At 68.6% G+C, this 18,089-nt stretch carries 18 protein-coding genes, 1 tRNA gene and 1 pseudogene; 13 read left to right on the top strand and 7 right to left on the bottom strand.

All coding sequences use genetic code 11. From position 1 onward, the window contains the following. Positions 1 to 70 precede the first annotated feature (70 nt). From ACZ4VI_RS16860 to ACZ4VI_RS16820, 9 genes are all read left to right on the top strand, one after another. Entirely contained in the window at positions 71 to 1,273 is a 1,203-nt protein-coding gene (locus ACZ4VI_RS16860) for a helix-turn-helix domain-containing protein (RefSeq protein WP_467999952.1), read from the top strand. Positions 1,274 to 1,466: 193 nt separating this feature from the next. Then, on the top strand, positions 1,467 to 1,913 hold the full coding sequence (locus tag ACZ4VI_RS16855; RefSeq protein ID WP_467999951.1) for a recombinase family protein: 447 nt from the start codon (positions 1,467 to 1,469) through the stop codon (positions 1,911 to 1,913). After that, on the top strand, positions 1,910 to 2,101 hold the full coding sequence (locus ACZ4VI_RS16850; protein WP_467999950.1) for a hypothetical protein: 192 nt from the start codon (positions 1,910 to 1,912) through the stop codon (positions 2,099 to 2,101). Before ACZ4VI_RS16855 ends, ACZ4VI_RS16850 begins: the two co-directional genes overlap by 4 nt. A gap of 80 nt (positions 2,102 to 2,181) precedes the next feature. After that, positions 2,182 to 3,069 (top strand): glycosyltransferase family 8 protein, encoded by an 888-nt coding sequence (locus ACZ4VI_RS16845; RefSeq protein WP_467999949.1) that lies wholly within the window; start codon positions 2,182 to 2,184, stop codon positions 3,067 to 3,069. Continuing rightward, positions 3,066 to 3,944, top strand: coding sequence for a phosphotransferase enzyme family protein (locus tag ACZ4VI_RS16840; RefSeq protein ID WP_467999948.1), 879 nt, complete (start codon positions 3,066 to 3,068; stop codon positions 3,942 to 3,944). Before ACZ4VI_RS16845 ends, ACZ4VI_RS16840 begins: the two co-directional genes overlap by 4 nt. Then, positions 3,944 to 4,675, top strand: coding sequence for a glycosyltransferase (locus tag ACZ4VI_RS16835; RefSeq protein WP_467999947.1), 732 nt, complete (start codon positions 3,944 to 3,946; stop codon positions 4,673 to 4,675). The genes ACZ4VI_RS16840 and ACZ4VI_RS16835 overlap by 1 nt, the downstream gene beginning before the upstream one ends. Beyond that, positions 4,672 to 5,592, top strand: coding sequence for a PIG-L deacetylase family protein (locus ACZ4VI_RS16830; protein WP_467999946.1), 921 nt, complete (start codon positions 4,672 to 4,674; stop codon positions 5,590 to 5,592). The genes ACZ4VI_RS16835 and ACZ4VI_RS16830 overlap by 4 nt, the downstream gene beginning before the upstream one ends. Next, on the top strand, positions 5,586 to 6,200 hold the full coding sequence (locus tag ACZ4VI_RS16825; protein ID WP_467999945.1) for an AAA family ATPase: 615 nt from the start codon (positions 5,586 to 5,588) through the stop codon (positions 6,198 to 6,200). The genes ACZ4VI_RS16830 and ACZ4VI_RS16825 overlap by 7 nt, the downstream gene beginning before the upstream one ends. A 6-nt stretch (positions 6,201 to 6,206) precedes the next feature. Then, positions 6,207 to 7,238, top strand: a complete 1,032-nt coding sequence (locus tag ACZ4VI_RS16820) for a glycosyltransferase (protein WP_467999944.1) — start codon at positions 6,207 to 6,209, stop codon at positions 7,236 to 7,238. On the opposite strand, the gene ACZ4VI_RS16815 is transcribed toward ACZ4VI_RS16820, so the two are convergent. Together ACZ4VI_RS16815 and ACZ4VI_RS16810 are read right to left on the bottom strand one after the other, a co-directional pair. Beyond that, a complete protein-coding gene (locus tag ACZ4VI_RS16815) occupies positions 7,235 to 8,281 on the bottom strand; it encodes a phosphotransferase (protein WP_467999943.1) in 1,047 nt (348 codons plus the stop codon). The two genes, ACZ4VI_RS16820 and ACZ4VI_RS16815, sit on opposite strands and share 4 nt — an antisense overlap. A gap of 187 nt (positions 8,282 to 8,468) precedes the next feature. Further along, on the bottom strand, positions 8,469 to 8,750 hold the full coding sequence (locus ACZ4VI_RS16810; protein WP_467999942.1) for a hypothetical protein: 282 nt from the start codon (positions 8,748 to 8,750) through the stop codon (positions 8,469 to 8,471). 689 nt (positions 8,751 to 9,439) lie between these two features. Between ACZ4VI_RS16810 and ACZ4VI_RS16805 the strand changes: the two genes are divergently transcribed. Beyond that, positions 9,440 to 9,736 carry a hypothetical protein gene (locus ACZ4VI_RS16805; RefSeq protein ID WP_467999941.1) on the top strand — a complete coding sequence of 99 codons (297 nt, stop codon included), beginning with the start codon at positions 9,440 to 9,442 and terminating at the stop codon, positions 9,734 to 9,736. A gap of 106 nt (positions 9,737 to 9,842) precedes the next feature. Continuing rightward, positions 9,843 to 10,187, top strand: coding sequence for a hypothetical protein (locus tag ACZ4VI_RS16800; protein WP_467999940.1), 345 nt, complete (start codon positions 9,843 to 9,845; stop codon positions 10,185 to 10,187). On the opposite strand, the gene ACZ4VI_RS16795 is transcribed toward ACZ4VI_RS16800, so the two are convergent. After that, the gene (locus ACZ4VI_RS16795; RefSeq protein WP_467999939.1) at positions 10,184 to 10,546 is read right to left on the bottom strand and encodes a transposase; all 363 of its coding nucleotides are present in this window, start codon (positions 10,544 to 10,546) and stop codon (positions 10,184 to 10,186) included. The genes ACZ4VI_RS16800 and ACZ4VI_RS16795 overlap by 4 nt on opposite strands. Before the next feature lie 372 nt (positions 10,547 to 10,918). Between ACZ4VI_RS16795 and ACZ4VI_RS16790 the strand changes: the two genes are divergently transcribed. After that, positions 10,919 to 11,419 carry a phage capsid protein gene (locus ACZ4VI_RS16790; protein ID WP_467999938.1) on the top strand — a complete coding sequence of 167 codons (501 nt, stop codon included), beginning with the start codon at positions 10,919 to 10,921 and terminating at the stop codon, positions 11,417 to 11,419. Between the two features lie 624 nt (positions 11,420 to 12,043). Here ACZ4VI_RS16790 and ACZ4VI_RS16785 read toward each other — a convergent pair. Then, positions 12,044 to 12,532: a hypothetical protein gene (locus ACZ4VI_RS16785; RefSeq protein WP_467999937.1), complete on the bottom strand. Its 489-nt coding sequence runs from the start codon at positions 12,530 to 12,532 to the stop codon at positions 12,044 to 12,046. 533 nt (positions 12,533 to 13,065) lie between these two features. Here ACZ4VI_RS16785 and ACZ4VI_RS16780 point away from each other — a divergent pair. Further along, the gene (locus ACZ4VI_RS16780) at positions 13,066 to 13,671 is read left to right on the top strand and encodes a phage minor capsid protein (protein WP_467999936.1); all 606 of its coding nucleotides are present in this window, start codon (positions 13,066 to 13,068) and stop codon (positions 13,669 to 13,671) included. A gap of 268 nt (positions 13,672 to 13,939) precedes the next feature. Here ACZ4VI_RS16780 and ACZ4VI_RS16775 read toward each other — a convergent pair. The 3 genes and pseudogenes from ACZ4VI_RS16775 to ACZ4VI_RS16765 all read right to left on the bottom strand — a co-directional run. Continuing rightward, positions 13,940 to 14,012 (bottom strand) — tRNA-Lys (locus tag ACZ4VI_RS16775). Positions 14,013 to 14,303: 291 nt separating this feature from the next. Then, the gene (locus tag ACZ4VI_RS16770; protein ID WP_467999935.1) at positions 14,304 to 17,537 is read right to left on the bottom strand and encodes an FG-GAP-like repeat-containing protein; all 3,234 of its coding nucleotides are present in this window, start codon (positions 17,535 to 17,537) and stop codon (positions 14,304 to 14,306) included. Between the two features lie 228 nt (positions 17,538 to 17,765). Beyond that, positions 17,766 to 18,089: pseudogene (locus ACZ4VI_RS16765) on the bottom strand (DEAD/DEAH box helicase); the annotation flags it as partial.

Below are 18,089 nucleotides of genomic sequence, written 5' to 3'. Positions count from 1 at the left end.
AAAGGCTGTCGGCTTCGCCGTTTCCGCCGGTACTGTCCGTGTTGGGCCCATCACGCGGAGGTTCTGGATCATGCAGTGGTCGGAGTACACCACCTCTGAGCGCTTGAAGGCGCTGCGCGGCGCCATGACACAGGAGCAGTTGGCGGAGGCCGCCGGCGTGTCCGTCGGCGTGGTCCGCAAGCTGGAACGCGGAGGGTCGGCGTCGCTGCCGTCTCTGCTGTCCATCGCCGACTCGCTCGGTACGGACATCGCCGTGCTCCTCGGCCAGCAGGCGCCGCGGCGGTCCATGGACCGCGACGAGCGGGCCGCTCTGCGCCTGGTCTCCGCAGCCACCCACGACGCCGCCATCGGCATCCCCGCCGATGTCGAGCCGGGCACCGTCGAAGAGCTCCGCGCCGTCGTCCGCCGCGCGGACGCCGCTTACTGGGGAGGCCGGTACACCGAGCTCGGCACTCTCCTGGGGCGGCTGCTCCCCGAGGCGCGGGCCAGGTTCGACGCCGCCGGCGTGGCCGAGCGGGAGGCCGCCGCCGGCGTTCTGGTCGACACCTTCCAGACCGCGGGCATGGCCGCCAACGTGCTCGGCTCCCGCGACCTCGCGTATGCGGCGCTGACGTACGGCCGTCAGATCGCCGTGCAGGGCGGTGACGATCTGCGTGACGCCCACCTCGCTGCCACGACCGCGTGGGTCAACCTCCGCGACGGCCGGACCAAGCAGGGGTTCCTCCTCGCCGCAGCCCAGGCTGACCGGATCGAACCCAAGATGAGCGAGCACGCCCCGGACCGGCTGAGCGTGTACGGCCAGCTCGTCACGAACGCCGCCGTCGCCGCGTCCAGGGGCGGTGCGAGTGTCGACGGCGCCCGCGAGTACCTCTCCCAGGCCCATGCCGTCGCCGCCCGCATCGGTGAGGAGCACGCCCGCGGCTCCCACGCCCAGCCGTACGGACCGATGTACGCCGCCACGCAGGCCATGAGCATCGCCGTGGCCCTCGGCGACACGGCCGGAGCGCTGCGGCTCATGGATACCGTCCGCCTGGACGACAACGTTCCCCTGGCCACCCGTGCCCGCTACGGCCTGGACGTCGCCCTCACCCAGGTCGAATGCCGGCGATGGGATGCCGCTGCCGACACTCTCCAAGCCGTCTGCGCGATGGCTCCGGGGTGGGTGCGCCATCAGATGCTTCCCGGCGTCATCATCAGCCGGCTCGCCGGTGTGTCCGTCAACCGACTGCGGGGTCTCGCCAACTCCGCGGGTGTTCCCCTCGGGGTGCGCTGACCCTCGACAGGACTGCAACGACCCGTAGTAGTCGCGTTGCTGTCATCAGCTCGACTGCTACGGGTCGTTGCAGTCATGTGGGCACGCGTCCTCTTACCGCCACGGAGCGTGGCACAGAGACCGGGTACGGACTGACGTCGACGTCACGGGTCGTGCCTGGGCCCGCGCGCGGCAGCGCAGCAGCCTTGTGTGCATGCCGATCAATCCGTCCGGCGGCCTCGGGCACGTGCCCATCGCCGTCTACGCCTGCGCCGCCACCTCCTCCGCCGTCCGTGAGGGCGAAGAGCGCGGCCGCTACTACGCCGACGCCCGGCACTGGCACGTCGCCGGCGCCTGGTCCGACTTCGACCCGGCGCTGCCGCTCGCGGAACGGCCCGGATGGCAGGCCGTCACGTCCGCTCTCTCCGCCGGGATGATCCGGGGCATCGTCGTCAGCTCCCTCACCCACGTCACCACCGACGCGGCCCAGTTCGCCGGCCTCGGAGTTCTCGTCCGTGAGAGGGGCGGGTTCCTCGTCGATGCCTCGGGCGCCTCGCCGGTCCGTCGTACCCCCGGCCAGCGCCGACGGCGCCGTGACATCGCGGACGCGGCCTCCGGATGGACCCCGCAGAGCGATTCGCCCGAGGAAGGTACCTCGTGACCGCGGAGCGGGCGTGGGTCGGGGACCTCGTCAGGGACGGCAGCGGACGGCGGGCGATCGTCACCGACGTGAGGGCCGACGGCACCGTGTGGGTGCTTCGACCGCCGACCGGCGGCGGCCCTCACTGGGAGACCGACCCCGACACCCTCGAAATCCTCGCCCGCGCCGGAACTTGGGACAGCTGGTGATCCCCACGCACCCGGCACTCATCGGCAGCCGTCGCCACCTCCGTCATGCCCGTGCACCACTCCCGGAAGGCGAAGCCCCTATGTACGCGTTCGGCCTGTGCATCGACCAGCAGTACCTCGTCCCCGGCCTCGCCACCCTCGGCGGCCTGGCCGACAGCCTCAGCCCGGCCGCCCGCCGCAACGCCGCCGTACGGGTGCTCACCCTCGACCTCACCCGAGCGCAGGCCCTCCTTCTCTCCGACCTCGCCAATCGGGCCGGCTTCGGCTCCTTCGACCTCCGCCGCTGCTCCCCGCTGCGGACCTCCCGCATGGCCGACGCCTCCTACATCACCGTCACCACCTACCTGCGCTTCGAGTTCACGTCGGACTTCGTCCGCCGGCCCTACCTGATCTACGTGGACGCCGACGTCCTCGTACGGGGCGACCTCACCGACCCACTGGGCTCCCTCGGGCCGTGCGAGACCGGCGCTGTGCGCGACGAGTTCAATCCGGCCGTCGGCCAGTGCCCGGCGCTGCCCGGAGCCGCCGAACGCTGGCCCCACCTGAGAGGGCGTCCCTACTTCAACGCGGGCGTGCTCTGGACCCACACCGACCACATGCCCCGCATTCGCCGGGGCGTCGAGCAGGCCCTCATCCACGCTCGGCGTCACATCCTCCACAACGACCAGGACGCCCTGAACCTGTGGCTTCTGCGATCCGGCCGCGTGCGACCGGCGGCCGGCGGCTTCAACCGGTTCGAGGTCGGCCGGTTCCTTGAGCGGGGGAACTGGGTGCGCCGGGTCGTCACGCGGTCGCCGAAGCCCGACCCGACCGCTGCCCTCGTGCACTTCGTCGGTCCCGAGAAGCCGTGGCAGGCCGATTGCCCCGTCACGGAGGACGTCGTCGAGTACCGCCGGCACTTGGCGGGCACCATGCGGCACGTTCGGCGTCTGGGCGCCGTCAGCACGGAACCCGTGGGTGTGCGGTGAACGCGCGGGTTCCGGCCCCCGTCTCGCGCGCCGCCGTCGCCCTGACCGGTGCTCCGACACTCACCGCACGCCGTCTGTCCGCCCGCTCGCGCACGGCCGTGTACCGGGCACGCCTGGCCGACGGGCGAAGCGTCGTGATCAAGCTGTATGCGGCCACCGCACGCCGCAACGCGATCACGGAGCACACGGCAATCCGGGCCGTGGCCGACCACGTCCCCGTCCCGGCCGTGATCGGATGCGGCCACGTCCCCGGTCACGAGGCGACCGCCCTCATCACCGCCGACCTCGGTCCGCTCACCCTCGGCAGCGCCATGCGCTCCGGCCGGATCTCCGATGATCGAGCGCTGAAAGACATGGCCGGCCTACTCGGCCGCCTGCACCGAGTGCCCGTCCAGCCGTGGGCGCCACGCCGACCGTTCTACGAGCAGGTCACCTCCCTGGGTCGCCGCTGCCCGCCCAGCAGCCTGGACCGCATCGCGCCCGCCCTGGCCGCCATCACCGATGCCACCCACACGACGCCCGTGTGGTGCCACGGCGACCTGCACGGCGACAACGTCGTGATCGCCGACCCCCGGGCTGTCCGCCACGTGGTCGACTTCACCGATGCCGCAGCCGGACCCCGCGAATCCGACGTCGCTCAGACCCTGGTCATGACCGACGCCCTCTCGCCGCTCAGGGCCCGCACGGTCACCGACGCGTACCCCCTCGCCCTCGATCACCACCTGCTGGCCGCCTGGGTCGTCTTCCACACCACGCGCTCCTGGGCCTATTCCTTCCCGGGCTACGACCGCGCGCTGTGGGCCCGCCGCCTGGACGACCTGAGCCGACGCAACCCTCATCTCTTCCGCATGCCCCGCCCGGAAAGGACACGCTGATGAGCACCCCTGCCCTGTCGGTCGTGATCCCGGCCTTCAACGAGGCCGCCTACCTGCCTCGCTACCTGCCCTCCGTCCTCGCCTCCCTCGCCCGCTGGGAGGAGGTCACCGGCCGCACGGGGGAAGTGATCGTCGTCGACAACGCCAGCACCGACGCCACCGCCGACATGGCCGCTTCCTTCGGGGTCCGCGTCGTCACCGAGACCGTCCGCAACATCGCCAGGGTCCGCAACACCGGAGCGACCGCCGCCCGCAGCGGCCGGCTGTTCTTCACCGACGCCGACGTGGCGCTGCCCCTGGAGGCGGTCGCCGCCGCCGCTGCCGCCCTGGACGCCGGGGCCATCGGCGGCGCCATCCCGCCGCTCTACACGCCCGAACGGCTCAGTGCCCGTCTGCTGTGCGCCTACTGGGACCACTACCGCACCCGGCGCGGTGGAGCCCAAGGCGTCAACCAGTTCTGCACCGCCGACGCCTTCCACCACATCGGCGGATACCGCGACGACCTGTTCATGAGCGAGGACGTGGAGTTCTTCGCCCGCCTCACCGCCCACGGCCAGGCCATCGGCCGGCCCGTGACGATCCTCGACGAGCTGCGCGTACGCCCGTCGACCCGCCGCTACGACCAGTGGTCGAGCCTGCGGATGCTCTGGTGGCAGAACCCCGTGACCGCCCGCCTGCGCCTCCAGTCGCCCCGCAAGTGGCGCCACTGGTACGAGACCACCGTGCGATGACGAAGGAGACCTCTGTGGAATCGTCCCTGCCCACGGTCAACCTGCCCGTGCCGGACGGAAACGGCATCTACACCTTTCCCGACGACCTCCACCGAGCCCACTATGAGTGGAACCGGCAGCTCGCCGACCGCCAACAGGCCCACGACCACCGCCTCCTGGAGGTGACCGCACCCCACACCCGCGTCCCGTACTTCATCGAGGCCCGCACGCCCGCCGGCCGCCCGGTCCTCGTCATCGAACCGCACCACGACGACTTCGCCCTGTCCGCTTCAGGCACTTTCCTCGCCCACCCCCGACCGCTGACGGTAGTCACCGTCTTCACCCGGTCCCGAAGCGTCCACCCCGCCCTGGAAGCCACGTACGCCGACGTCGACACCGTGTCCGAGCTGCGCGACCGCGAGGGTGCCGCAGCCCTCGCGCCGTTCGCCGCTCGCCGGCATCTCCTCGGCCACAAAGACGCTGAGCCCCCGTACCGGCACTACGACCCCCAGATGCTCGACCGGGTCACTGAGGAGCTTCGGCAGATCGCCGCCGCCCACCCCGGCGCCGAACTCCTGGCACCCGCCGCCGTCACCCGCCACCCCGACCATCTCCTTGTCCACGAGGCGGCCGTCCGCCTCGGATGCCGCTGGTTCTGGGAGGACCTGGCCTTCTGGTCCACGTACGCGCTCGCCGGCTGCGACCAGCACCTGTTCCGTACGCGCACGGGGGCGGCGATGCGGTCCGAGCTGGTCGACATCACCGACGTGGTCCTGGACAAGGTCACCATCCTGCGGATGCACGGTTCGCAGATGTACCCCGCCCGGAAGATGTTCCGGCCGATCCGGCACGCCTTCACCATGGCGGCCGACCTCGTCGACGGAGCCGGCCTCTATGCCGAACGCTTCTACCGGACGGAGGAGCAGCGGGCATGCTGATCATCGCCTTGGAAGGCCCCTCCTACGCCGGCAAGTCCACGGCGATGCGCCACCTCCGCCACACCGCCCTCGGAGCCCAAGCCTTCATCTCCGACTGCTACGTCAGGCACATCGCCCACCGCGACGACATTCCTCCGGCCCGGACCGACTGCGCGGCGGCTCAACTCGCCGCCTTCGAGAGGTTCATGGAGATCGAGGCCACCCGGGTCGCCGAGGCCGCCGCGAGCGGCAGGCCGCTCGTGATCCTCGACCGGTCCGTGGACACCCTCCTTGCCCACGCGTACGCCCTGGACGCCCTGTTCGGGTACGGCGTCCACCACCAGCTCCACCGCCGGCTCCAGGCCCTCCCGTTCCTGCGCCCCGACCACACCCTCTACCTCGATGTACCAGCCGAAGCCCTCCACCTGCGGCGCAAGACTGCCGGTCACACCGCTGCCGAGTCCGACTACTTCCTCCACGAGCCCGGCTTCCTCGACCACGCCCGCGAATACTTCGTCCACATGCCCCGCCGGCCCGTGACGCGAGAGCTCACTGTCCTGGCCGCCGACGCGGGCCCGGACGACGTCGCCCAGGCCGTGGAAGCCCTCGTGTCCTTCTGGGCGAGGTGAAGACAGATGCCCACGGCCCTGTTCGCGTGGCGCCGCACCCCGCCTCCTTTCCTCATCGGTGGCGCCGAGGTCACTCAGCAACTGCTCGCCGAAGAACTCGCCACCTCGGGCTGGCATGTCACCTACCTCGGCTCGCACGAGGCCCCCTGGGACGGAGCCACCCAGCTCCCCGGGATGCGCGCCCTCCTGGACACGCGGCGCATCCCGTACGACAAGGAAGGCGGCGCCCTGCGCTACCGCTGGAACGGGATCGAATGCGCTGCCGTGTCCCAGAACCGGGTGGAGCATGCGTTGGGGGGCCTGCTGGGAGCTCTCCACCCCGACATCGTGTTCACCTCGCAGGAGGGCTCGGCGCGGCTTGCCACGCAGGCCCGGCCCAACGCCCTCGTCGCCGGCCTGCTGCACTCCGTGTCCGCCACGGGCTTGGCGGTCCTCGCAGGCCGCCCCCACTACGGGCTCGCCGTGTCGGAGTTCGTCCAGGCACGCGCACCCCACACCGCTGGAACCCGCCTCGCCGTGATGCACCCGCCGTTCGCGCTGCCCGGGCGGAGTACGGACGCAGCCCGCACCCCATCCGTACTCATGATCAACCCCATCCCCGCCAAGGGATCCGAGCTACTGCACCAGCTCGTCCGGCTCATGCCGGAACAGCACTTCACCCTGGTCGAAGGCTGGTGGGACACCGCCGACGACTTCATCGCCTACCCGAACGTGACGTACGTGCCCCGGGTGTACGACATGGGGCCCCTGTACCGCAGCAACCGACTGCTGCTGGTCCCGTCCACCGTGGAAGACGCCTTCCCACGCGTGATCATCGAAGCCGCGCTGCACGGCGTCCCGAGCATCGGAACCGATCGGGGCGGCATCCCCGAAGCCATCGGCGACACGGGGATCGTCCTGCCCAGCACCGCCAGCCCCGAGGCGTGGGCGCGCGCGATCCGGGACGCCGACCACGAGGCACTGGGCATGAGGGCTCGGTGCCGAGCGGTCCGGTTCACGCGACCGTGCCTGCCCGAACTCCAGGAACTAGGGATCTAGACGGCCCCGGCGAACGCCCGCTCCACCACGTCGAGCCGCTCCGTCCACCAGTGGAGAAGGGCCTCGTCGGCGATGAACAGGTCGTCGCAGGAGTGGTCGTCCCGGTTGTAATGGAATTCGAGCTGCCAGAAGTCCGTCATCCGCTTCCACCACAGTCGGCGCGCTCCGTCGACCAGCGCGGATGCCTCCAGTGGGAGCACCGACCGATAGCCGCCCACGAACGCCGACACCCGCTCCAGGTCGAACACGCCCTCCACCCCGAACTGCACCTGCGCCGTACGCACGACTTCCTCCGCGTACGGGCGAACGCCCAGCCGGTCCCAGTCCAGGACTGCGGCCAGCTCGCCGTCCGCCCAGAGGAGGTTCCGGTACTGGAGGTCACCATGCGTCCAGCCATGCGGGCCCACAGGCGCGTCTCCCTCGGGGCGCAGGTGGGCGTGCTTGTCGAGGAGGACCCTGCGCTCTGCGAGGGCAACGCCCGCAGCCGCGTCGAAGGCGTCGCCCACGCCACGGGCTGACACCGCTCCGGAAAGCCGGTCGACCTTCTGTACGGCTCGCCCGGGTTCCGTCACCTCAGCGGTGACCGCGGCCGGCACGGCGGGCAGCCCTGCGTCGTCGACAGCGCGGCCGAGCGCCACGTGGAGTCGCGCAAGGTGTGCGCCGAGCTCGGACGCCTGCGGCAGCGGCAGGTCGCTTCCACGAACGTGCTTCCCATCCAACCAGGAGAACAAGCAGTAGCCGCTGCCGCCGACCTCGGCGACCACGTCACCCGAAACGGTGGACAGCGGGGTGCACGCGGGGACACCGCGCGAGGCGAGGATCGGGAGGACCGCGAGGTTTCGGCGCAATCGATCGAGCGGCACGTCCGTGATCCGCTTGAGGGCAAACCTCCCCGCCGGGGTGTCCAGCCGCCAGTTCACGTTCATCAGGCCATCGGCCAGGTGCCGCCGATCCAGCACATCGCCGATACCGAACGCCTTGATCAGCTCGGCAAGATCATCGGAGGGGATGCGCGTCCTGTCCGCCACATGCGCGTCGGTCACCCAGGCGACGATACGGGAACCGACCGCTCAGGCGCACAAGGATCACCGAGCTGCTGACCACAGCCTCGACGCGCTGCGGTACGCGGTGCACAGCACCGTGCACGAGTGGCGCGGCCTGCACACCTGATCTCTGCCTCCGGTCCCCGATGAGGCTCTTTTGCCATCTTCGTGAGGCAGGGAGCACGAGCTACTTCGCTTGGTGGCCGTTGAGATGGGCGCGCGCGGCCCTGGTGAATGCGTCGATCGCTCCGGTGAGTTGCCGGTGGTAGTAGTCGCCGCCGCGGGACGAGCTACCGCCGCGGGGCGAGCCCAGCACTAGGTCGTCATCGCTCTCCTCGTAAATCGCCCGAGCTTCGGAGGACCAGACTAAGTGCGCGGCGGAATCGACCTTGTGGGCCAGGGTGGCGATGTGCTCGGGACCTTCAAGGGCCACGACGGCGAGAGGAGCACCGAGGGGCTGGGTGGACACTGACTGTTGAATCTCCTCGGCGCGCAACCGCGCCGGCTCTAGAACGGCCAGATCTGGCCGCCCGTTGGATCTACACAACTCACGCCATGCCCGGTTCACGCACCGGGACCACCTCGTTTCCTCGGCGTATGTGTTCGCTGCGGCGAGAAAGGTGGCGTAGGCGTCGCGTTGGTGTTGTCGGCGTACGGCATCCACGGGGCCGCGGTGCGCGCCGCGGGCTTGGGCGCGGCCTGCGGCGTAAGCAGCTGCCGCAGCCACGACCGCTACAGGCGTTGGGATGAGAGCGGCAATTACGGCAGGGTCCATGACAGCCGATCATGCCGCACGATCTCGTGGTTCGTCTCCGGTCAGATCCAGTCTCAGAGAGCGCCATCATCCACGTCCGGGGCGCACCGCACTGGGCTAAGCACGTCGAGGGGGTGGTCACGTGCCCCGTTCTCTGACTGACCGTTTTCTCGACAAGGTCGCCCGCGGGCCGCTCGGTTGTTGGGACTGGACGGGTCAGATCAAGCGTAACGGGTACGGGCAGTTCAAGGTCGCTAGTCGGCCGGGGTGATGGCGCTCGTTGAAAACGGTTCTGTCCGCAGTTCGGTGAAGCACACGACCCGCATCGGTCGGCAAGAGCGGGCGCGTGCTTCTGAGTACGCGTACTCAGGCGCACGAGGCGCTGGGAGTGGAACCGTGGCTGTGTGGACGCCTACTCACATGCGCCAGGCCGAACCCTGTTACCGCCGATCATTACCGGGATGGTCCTTCTAGTCATTCTCGTGATCCTTCGCGGCGTTGGCTGGGTCTTCTCCTCCAGCCATCAGTGCAAGGGCAGGAACAACAGCGCGGACTACAACACGCCGGGCGAAGCGATTGCCTCCCGGCTCGCGCACATCGGTGAGGACGTGTATCGCTGGACCGGGTCGGCGGCGGCCGTGGTCTTTGTCGGCATGTGTGTGTGGGCAACCGTCGCCCCCGTGGCCAGCCGCCGGGGTTGAATCGCCGCTAGGGAGCGTCTCGTCGATCACTGACCGAGGATTTTGGCCTGTCCTGACAACGGGGGTGCTGCGGGTGCGGAAAACGAATGGGCGCAAGGTGTCAGCCTTGTTGGCCGTGGTCCTGACAGGGGTCCTCTCGGCCTGCGGCCAGCAGGAGCCCGATCGGGAACGGGTCGCGTCCTGGCGGGAGGACTACTGCTGGGACCTGTCGACCTGGCAGCGGATCACCCACGACCCGCCCGAGAAGGGCTACGACAACGAGCCCGGGCTCACCGCCGCGGCGGTGATCTCCGCGGCGAAGGTCATTGACCGCGAGCACCTCGACTACGGGGGCAGCCACATCCTGAACGACACGTCCCAAGCGGTCTCGCACAACGACCGGGACGCGGAGAAGCGCGTGTCGGCGTACTGCGACGCGGTTGGCTTCGAGACGCTGATGAAGTACTCCTAGGGCGGAGTGAGGATACGGGCACGAAGGAGGGCGAAGGACGCGCGGCCGTACATGCTTCTCTTCAGCAGTTTCACGCGGCAGACGTGACCTTCGACGACGCCTGAGCTGTAGGGCAGGGTCAGGCCGGCCGTCACCGCGTCGATGTCCTGCCGCAGGAAGCTGCCGAACGACCGGAGAGGTCCGATCGTGGACTGCTCTGCCTCTCGGATCCGTTGCCCGAGCAGTGCGCCGCGGCGATGCCGTACCAGGTCGGTGAAGGCACGCGCAAGGTTGCAGGCTTCGGTGATGTCGGGGCATGCGATTCGAACCTCGTCGAGCCGAGCTGCCTCGCTCGCCGACAGGTTTTCTCTGGGGCGCATGATCCACGTCGTAATAGATCGAGGGCTGGGAATCTGTGCCGGTGCCGCGACGGCTATTCCCTTGCGGAGAGACAGAACGTAGCGAGACAGAGTTGAGTACCCGCCCTGGAACCCCTGCGCGCGAATCTGGTCGTAGAGCTCCTTCGCGCTGGTTGTGCCCGATGCGAACTGTGCCTGGAGGAACGGCTTGTAGCGGTCGAGTGGGACATTGCGTCGATCTCGGGCGGACGCAATCAGAACGTCGAGCTCGGTGTCGCCATAGCGTCGGGCGGTCTTTCGGTCAGGCCGACTCTTCGAGCCACCTCGCTCAGCGGGTAGCCGTTGTCGAGCATGCGGTTGATGAGTTCGTGTCGCTGCTGAACGCGTTGCACGATGAGCGTGGGAGGCAGCGCCTCCAGCAAGGGCATGCGAGGTGTCGGGGAAGGCATCTGCGGTGATGAGCGCCGGATACAGCGCGGCGACGTTCGGGCTCGGCGAGCAGGGCGCCGCCGTCACCGCGACCGAGGAGGCAAGAAAGTCAGGCACTGGACGCCGCCGGTCGCCGAGATGCTGCTCGTGCTGCTGCTGCTCGACCGGGCACTGTTCACACCTCGTCTTGCGCCCGAGCGGACCCGCGTCACTTTCGGCGACACAATCACCGAGGACACGTCCTCGCTCGCAAAGACCCTGTCACTCCTCCAGCAGGCGCAAGCGGTCTCAACCCAGACCAAGGTGCGGATACTGCACCCCGAATGGGACGCGACAGACGTGCAAGCCGAGATCGACCGCATCATGGTCGAGACCCGGTGCAGCTCTTCCCGATCCCATACAGGGCAATTTCTATTAGCTTCAGCATTACCGCCGAAGAAAGTCGCCCCTCTCATTCACAAATGAGCGAATAACTTGTGGGACGTCGTCATCAAACCCACTGTGCCGCGTCACCGTCAACCGGAGCTCCCAGAGAAGCCCTTGAAGTCGCAGAAGCCCCGACTCCCCCAAATCCTTCAACGACTCCCAGGGGCATTCCATGTGAGCGGACTCCATTTGGGACACCGAACGCCAGAGGTCTCCTGGACTAGCGAGCTTGTCCCACCAGCTTGGATCCAAAAGGAAGAGCTTTGAAACATCCGCACTGAAAACAGAAAGATCGACTGCCGAGACGAAGCCCGGGTGCCCCATAGACATCGCGTGCCTATGAATTGGAGTCATCGGCGTTGTATCACACTTGAGCAGCGCCAACAGTGCGTCATTAGCGCTTACCTTAGAGGGAAGGTCAAATCTGCGAGACTCAACGAAGGACGGAATCAACGAAAACTCGGCCGCCGCGAGATGCAGCAAATCTCTAACCTTCGACACATCTGCCCTCACGTCAGACGAAGCTTGGGCCAACGTTCCACAGAAGCCATCAATAGCCCCAATTGCTTCATTGGAATAGTGAAACAAGTTGGCACTTTGTAGGCCTTCAACAATTTCACCGAGGTCGCCAGAGCTGGTCATTTTGGCCGATTCCTAACCTTACTACGGACCTGTCAACGGCTGACTGAACAGCGAGCACGCAATGCAGGCGAGCCCGTACCCGGCACTCCAAAGCGTCATGTGGAACAGCGTGGCAGCCATGACTCTGCACCCAACGGCAGAAACTTCGTAATTCACAAGACTGTACAGAAGGAGGCCAAGAACTACACCGACCGCCAATGACACTGCGCCGACTTGAATCGTGGTAGTCGCGGCCCGATCTTTGATGAACGCGAAGATCAGACCCAAAACGACACCTTGAACTGTAACGGCTAGCTGGGTCGCACCAGTCATGGATGGCGACAGGGATGGCGCTTCTCCGTTCTCATGAGGCTCGGCTCCTAGCCCAGCCAAATACTGCCAGAACCTTGTGGCGAGAAAATAGGTGATGATAATTGCAGCGAGAACAAAAGTCGCGACAACCAGGCTACCGGAGGCCCCGACGAGCAGCAGAACGAACGCCGCAACCAGCGCCATAATGAAACCGCCCACGGGAACGGCCGAGAGCAGGAAGATCGCAAGATCATGACTACTGGCATGGGAGCCGGTTCGAACTGGCCCCCCGTCTCCGTGTTGCTGGCCCCCGCCTCCCACCTCACCTGTCATTACACCGCCCTCGCGCAAGTCGTGCACATTAGCCTGCCCGCCTAACGACGCTCTAGCACCCGGCGTACGGCACGTGGCCTAGAAGGTTCATTCGTTCGTACTCGCGAGGCATCGGCGAGAGGCAGCCACGCTCTCCGAGTCAACGCCGATATGCCCAAAGCTGTCGGGCGAAAAGAACCGATCTCGATAGGGCTTAGATTCCAGACCACTGTCATGGCCGTCGATCATCCATGCAGTGTCACAGGGGGGTGCGGTGCTGATCCCCCCTGGAATGGTCGAGGATCTCTCGGCCACTGTCCGCGGCCTATACGCGGACGCCGAGCAGCGCTTACTCGGGATCGTCGCGCGGCAGCTCGCCGACGGGTTCGACGCCCCCGGGTGGGCGGTTGCAAAGCTGCGCGACGTCCAGCCGCTACGCCGTGGGGTGCAGGGCGTCGTCGACGTCCTCGGGACCGCACTCGACCTCGAAGTGTTCTCGGCCGTCACCGACGGCATACGAGATCGGGGCGCGGGCCAGCCTCGCCGAGCTCGGCGCCCTGGCCGACGGCGACGCGCGCCGGATCGCAGACAGCACCCCGAACACCCGGGCCGTTGATCGGCTCGCCGCCGAGACGATCGAGCTCGTCACCGAGACGCACCGCGGGCTTCTCCGTGGCGTCGAGGACGGATACCGGCAGGTGATCAGCGAGGTATCGGCGACGCCGCTACTCGGGATCGACACCCGCCGGCAGGCCACGCAGCGCGCCCTCGAACGCTTCACCGACCGGGGATTGAGGACGTTCGTCGACAAGAGCGGGCGCGCGTGGCAGATGATGAGGCGGGCCCGACTGGCGCGCGGCGAGACGTGGTTCGACACGGGGAAGGTGTTCACCGGGGGCGACGGTTCATGGCTGCACCCCGGAGAAGGTGAGCGATGCGTCCGGCGCATCCTCGCGTCGACCGATCTCCCGCCGATCAACCTGCGAGACCTGCGCCACGTCGCTGCCTCCTCGTCTATGCGGCGAGCCGAGACATCTACGCGGTGAAAACGGTTCTTCGGCACTCGACGATCAAGCTCGCAGGCGACACGTACACGTCACGGTTCGTCGAGCTCGACCAGAAGCTCGCCGACGACGCGGCGAACCTCGTACCCCGTAGGCCGGTCCGGGCCGGAACCGCCTCGGCGCGGTTCGGGCACGCTTTGGGCACGCAGACACCCCGAAAGGCCGTCAGACGAGCTGCGGCCCGACCGGGAAATCCCGATCGGGCCGCAGATCACGCAGGTCACACGGTCGACGAAGATTCGCCGACCAGTAGGCCGTGTGGGACTCGAACCCACAACCAACGGATTAAAAGTCCGCTGCTCTGCCAATTGAGCTAACGGCCCTCGGCGCAGCACCCCCGAGCATAGCCGTATCGATCGCCGGAACCGATCGGGTATCCGACACGGCCCCGTCTCCGCGCGGCGCCTCAGCACAGGCTGCCGATCACGACCCGGGCGGTGGACGCCTGGCGGGCGATCAGGTCCTTGAACCCGTCGCCGTTCACAGCGCCGGGAGACGTCAGCACGTCGTACCGACCCCAGCCCATGCCCACCAGCCCGATTCGGACCCCTTCAATGGCTCGGGGCCCGTATGGCGAACATCCGCCGTACAGGCCCCGAACTACAGGTCACAGGTCAGGACAGCGTCTTGTACACCTGCCAGCCGCCGCCGATCTTCACCCGCCCGCCGAACGTGCCGACACCGGTCCCGTTGTACCGCCACAGCACCCCGGCGGTGTCCCGGGCCACCAGGTCCGCCTTGCCGTCGCCGGTGATGTCACCGACGCCCGCGACCGCGTTGTAGATCTGCCAGCCACCGCCGATCCTCACCCGCCCGCCGAGCGTGCCCTTGCCGGTGCCGTTGTACCGCCACAGCACACCGGCCGTGTCGCGGGCCAGCAGATCGCCGGCCTTGTCGCCGTTCAGGTCGCCGACGCCGACGACCGCGTTGTAGATCTGCCAGCCGCCGCCGATCTTCACGCGGCCCTTGAACTTGCCCGCACCGTCGTCCGCGTACATCCACAGCTCACCGGCCGACGTCCGCGCGAGCAGGTCCGCCCGGCCGTCGCCGGTCAGATCGCCGGGCGCGGTCAGGGCGTTGTAGATCTGCCATCCCGAACCGAGCGTCAGCCGCGGCCCGCTGGGCGCGAAGGCCTTCCCGCAGCCACCGTCGTGTCGCGTCAGCACGCCCGCCGAGCTGCGCACGAGCAGGTCGTTGCACCGGTCTCCGGACAGATCCCCGAACGGAACGACCATCGACGTGGCCGGCCACCCGGTCCCCGAGGCCCCGGTACCAAGCCCCCCGGTCCCGGTCCCCGTCCGCACGATCAGCACCCCACCCGACGTGAGCGCGAGCAGATCACCCTTGCCGTCCCCACTGAAGTCCCGCCACTTGGGGAGGGGCTTGGGAGCGGGGGCACCGCCGGTCACGGTCACGGAGCCGCTCACCGTCAGATCGGCGTTCACTCCATCGGCTGGCTTGGCGGTCAGGGTCCAGACGTACGACCCGTTCCGTACGACCTGCCCGGAGGCGTCCTTGCCGTCCCAGGCGGCCTCGATACGGCCGCGCGCCTCGGTGCCGGAGACGGTACGGACCACCGTCCCGGTGGCGGACTCCTTCAGCGACAGCTGCCACGCACCGGCGGGCTTGGAGGTCCACCAGGTGCCCGACCAGCGCTGACCGGCGGTGGCGAGATCGAGCGCTGTGCCGCTGACGGCGGAGTCGATCACGGTGACGGCCGGGGCGGGAACGCCGGTGGAGACGATGCGGACGCGCTCGTCGTCACCCACGTAGGCGACCTGGCCGCCGAAGCGGTCGACGGTCCAGCCTGTACGGCGGCCGATGGACGTACCCAGGTCGGAGTAGCCCACGAGCTTCCGCTTCGGCAGGTCGGCGTACGACCCGGACGCGGGGAGCCCGCCATGCAGGTCGTAGAGCGTGAGCCCATCGCCGTGGCGCTGCTGGACGAGGTAGCCGTCACCCAGCAGAACGCTGCCGTCCGGCACGGTCGTGAATCGCTTGGTCTGCCGGTCGTAGACGCCGCCCAGGTCGCCGCAGTCCCAGTAGATCCACCGGCCCGCTGCCTGAAGCTCACTCGGGACACATTGGTTGGGTGTGGTGAACGACTCGCCGGCCGTACGGGACGGGAGCGACTTCGAGGTGACCGTCGCGCTGTCCTTGCCGGCGCTCCAGAGGGTGGATCCCCACAGGGCGGAGGCGGTCTTGGTGCGCTTCTCCAGGACCACGCCCGAGCCGGTACCCCTGAACTCGACGACGAACTGACCATCGCCGCTGCCGCTGTTGACGACACCGAACCGACCGGACAGGTCAGCGAGTTTGGGGTTCTCGTCGCCGGTGGTGACGCGGGGTCCCCACGTCGCCTCGCCGTTCTTGTAGAGCATGGTGTGGAGTTGCTCGGTGCCGCGCCTCCGGCCGTGGAACCCGTCGCCGCTGGCGAAGAGCGGGACACAACGATCGACGGCCAGGTGCGCACAGTCCCCGTCCCAGCGGTCGACGAACCCGTCGCGGGTCGTACGGACCGGCTGCCCCGTGGCGCTCAGCCAGGTGCTGCGGTAGGCGCCGATTTCGGTGTACGGCTGGAAGTACGTGCTGCTCTCGGCCGTGGTGAGTACACCGCTGCCGAGGGAGAGTCCGTAGACGTGCGCGGGCATGGGCTCGACCGTCGCGATGCGGCGCCTCTCCAGGCCGCCGCCTGCCTTCGGTACGAGCCGGTGCACGGCCCAGTCGATGTCGCCCCGCTCCGGGGCGGACGCCGCTCCGGCGACCAGGGCTGACCCGTCGGGCGCCACGACGATCTGCTCACGCGCCAGCTCCAGCACCGGCTCACTGGCCCCGTCCCCGTCCGCCAGGCGCCACAGGGTCGTTCCCCGGTACTGATCGAGGTCGGGGTTCTGGAGGTCGACGGCGAGGACGGACGTGCCGACGATGGCGAAGGTCGGGTTGTACGACACGGGGTTCGTACCCACCGTGCGGATCACCGAGTCCGGCGCGCCTCGGTCGAGGACGTCGACCATGGAGTTTCCGGTACGCAGCCGCAGGATCGATCCGGCGCCGAGCCGGAAACCGCTGACCTCGCTCGGATGGTCAGGACTCGGGCGGTCCGGCAGCGGTTTCGCCACCGCGTCCGCCAAGTCCACGATCGTCCAGCGCGTGGTCGCCATCGCGTCGCCGGACTCCTTGTACCGGAGGATGAGCGACTTCGCGTCGGCGTCCTCCAGGCCGTCGAACGCAGCCCCCTCGGGGAGGCCGGCGATCGGCGTGTCCGTCACCTCGCCGGACTCAAGCCGGAGCAAGTGGTAGACGGTCGGCGCATACGACCCGCCGGCACGCGTCAGGACGGTGTCACCGAACGTACCGACGTACGACTGGCCCTCTGGCAGCACGATGTCGGCGAAGACGGCGCCCGCGCCCTTCTGGAGCGTCACATGCGGTGCGGGTTCGTCGGAGTAGAGGGCGACCGTGTCAGAGCCGTCGCCGTAGTAGCCACCGCCTCCGAGGTGCAGGTCCCCGTAGGAGAAGAAGTGCCCCTCCTCGACGTCATAACCCGGCTTCTCGGGCAGGCTGATGGCGAGCGGCGTCGCCGAACCCGTCGCATAGTCGATCCACAGCAGGCGGTCGTCGCCTTCCTGTGCCAGCAGGTAGCCGGTCTCGCCCGCGTTGAGGATCGAGGTGGCGCGCGGCACGAAGCGCGGGGCCGCCGGCAGGACGGTCACGTCCGAGGCCGCGTCGGCGGTCGCCAGAGGCGCCGTGATTCCTGATGCGGTCGCTGTCAGCGTCGCCAGCGCCAGGACGAGAGCGGCACGGGTGCGGCCGTTTCCACGCAGCCGGGCATTGCTCGTACGAGCCAAAGTGAGGTCCCTCCCCAGGGCATGAGGCAGGGGGCTCACGGCGTCGGCTCATCCAGCCAGGCGAGTACGAGCGAGAAAGGCCCCCCAGCCACATCGCCCCCATGCGAATGCCGCGATGCTAACAGCAGCCCCACAGGCCCCGGAAGGCATTTTCGAACCTGTTCAAAGAAGCAGGGCCCGTGCGTCACCGAAGTGTCGTACGGGCCCTGCTCAGCGTTCTACGCGATGTCAGCCGTTGCGCTTCCAGCGCGGCTTCTCGTCGCGGCGGCCGAAGGAGGAGCCGCCCGTCGAGCCGGTGCCGCGGTGGTCGCCGCCGCGGTGGTCGTCGCGGCGGCCGTACGGGCGGTCGCCGCCGCCCGAGCGGAAGCCGCCCGCGGGGCGGTCGTCGCGGCGGTCGCGGTTGAACGGGCGGTCGCTGCCGCGGTGGCCGCCGGTCGGGCGGTCGTCACGACGGTCGTCGCGGCGGAAGCCGCCACGGTCGTCACGGTTGAAGCCACCCGACGGACGGTCGTCACGACGGAAGCCACCGGCCGGGCGGTCGTTGTCGCGGCA

The sequence above is a fragment of the Streptomyces sp. NPDC029169 genome (genome assembly GCF_055563935.1).
This window is presented reverse-complemented; position numbering and strand designations above follow the sequence as displayed.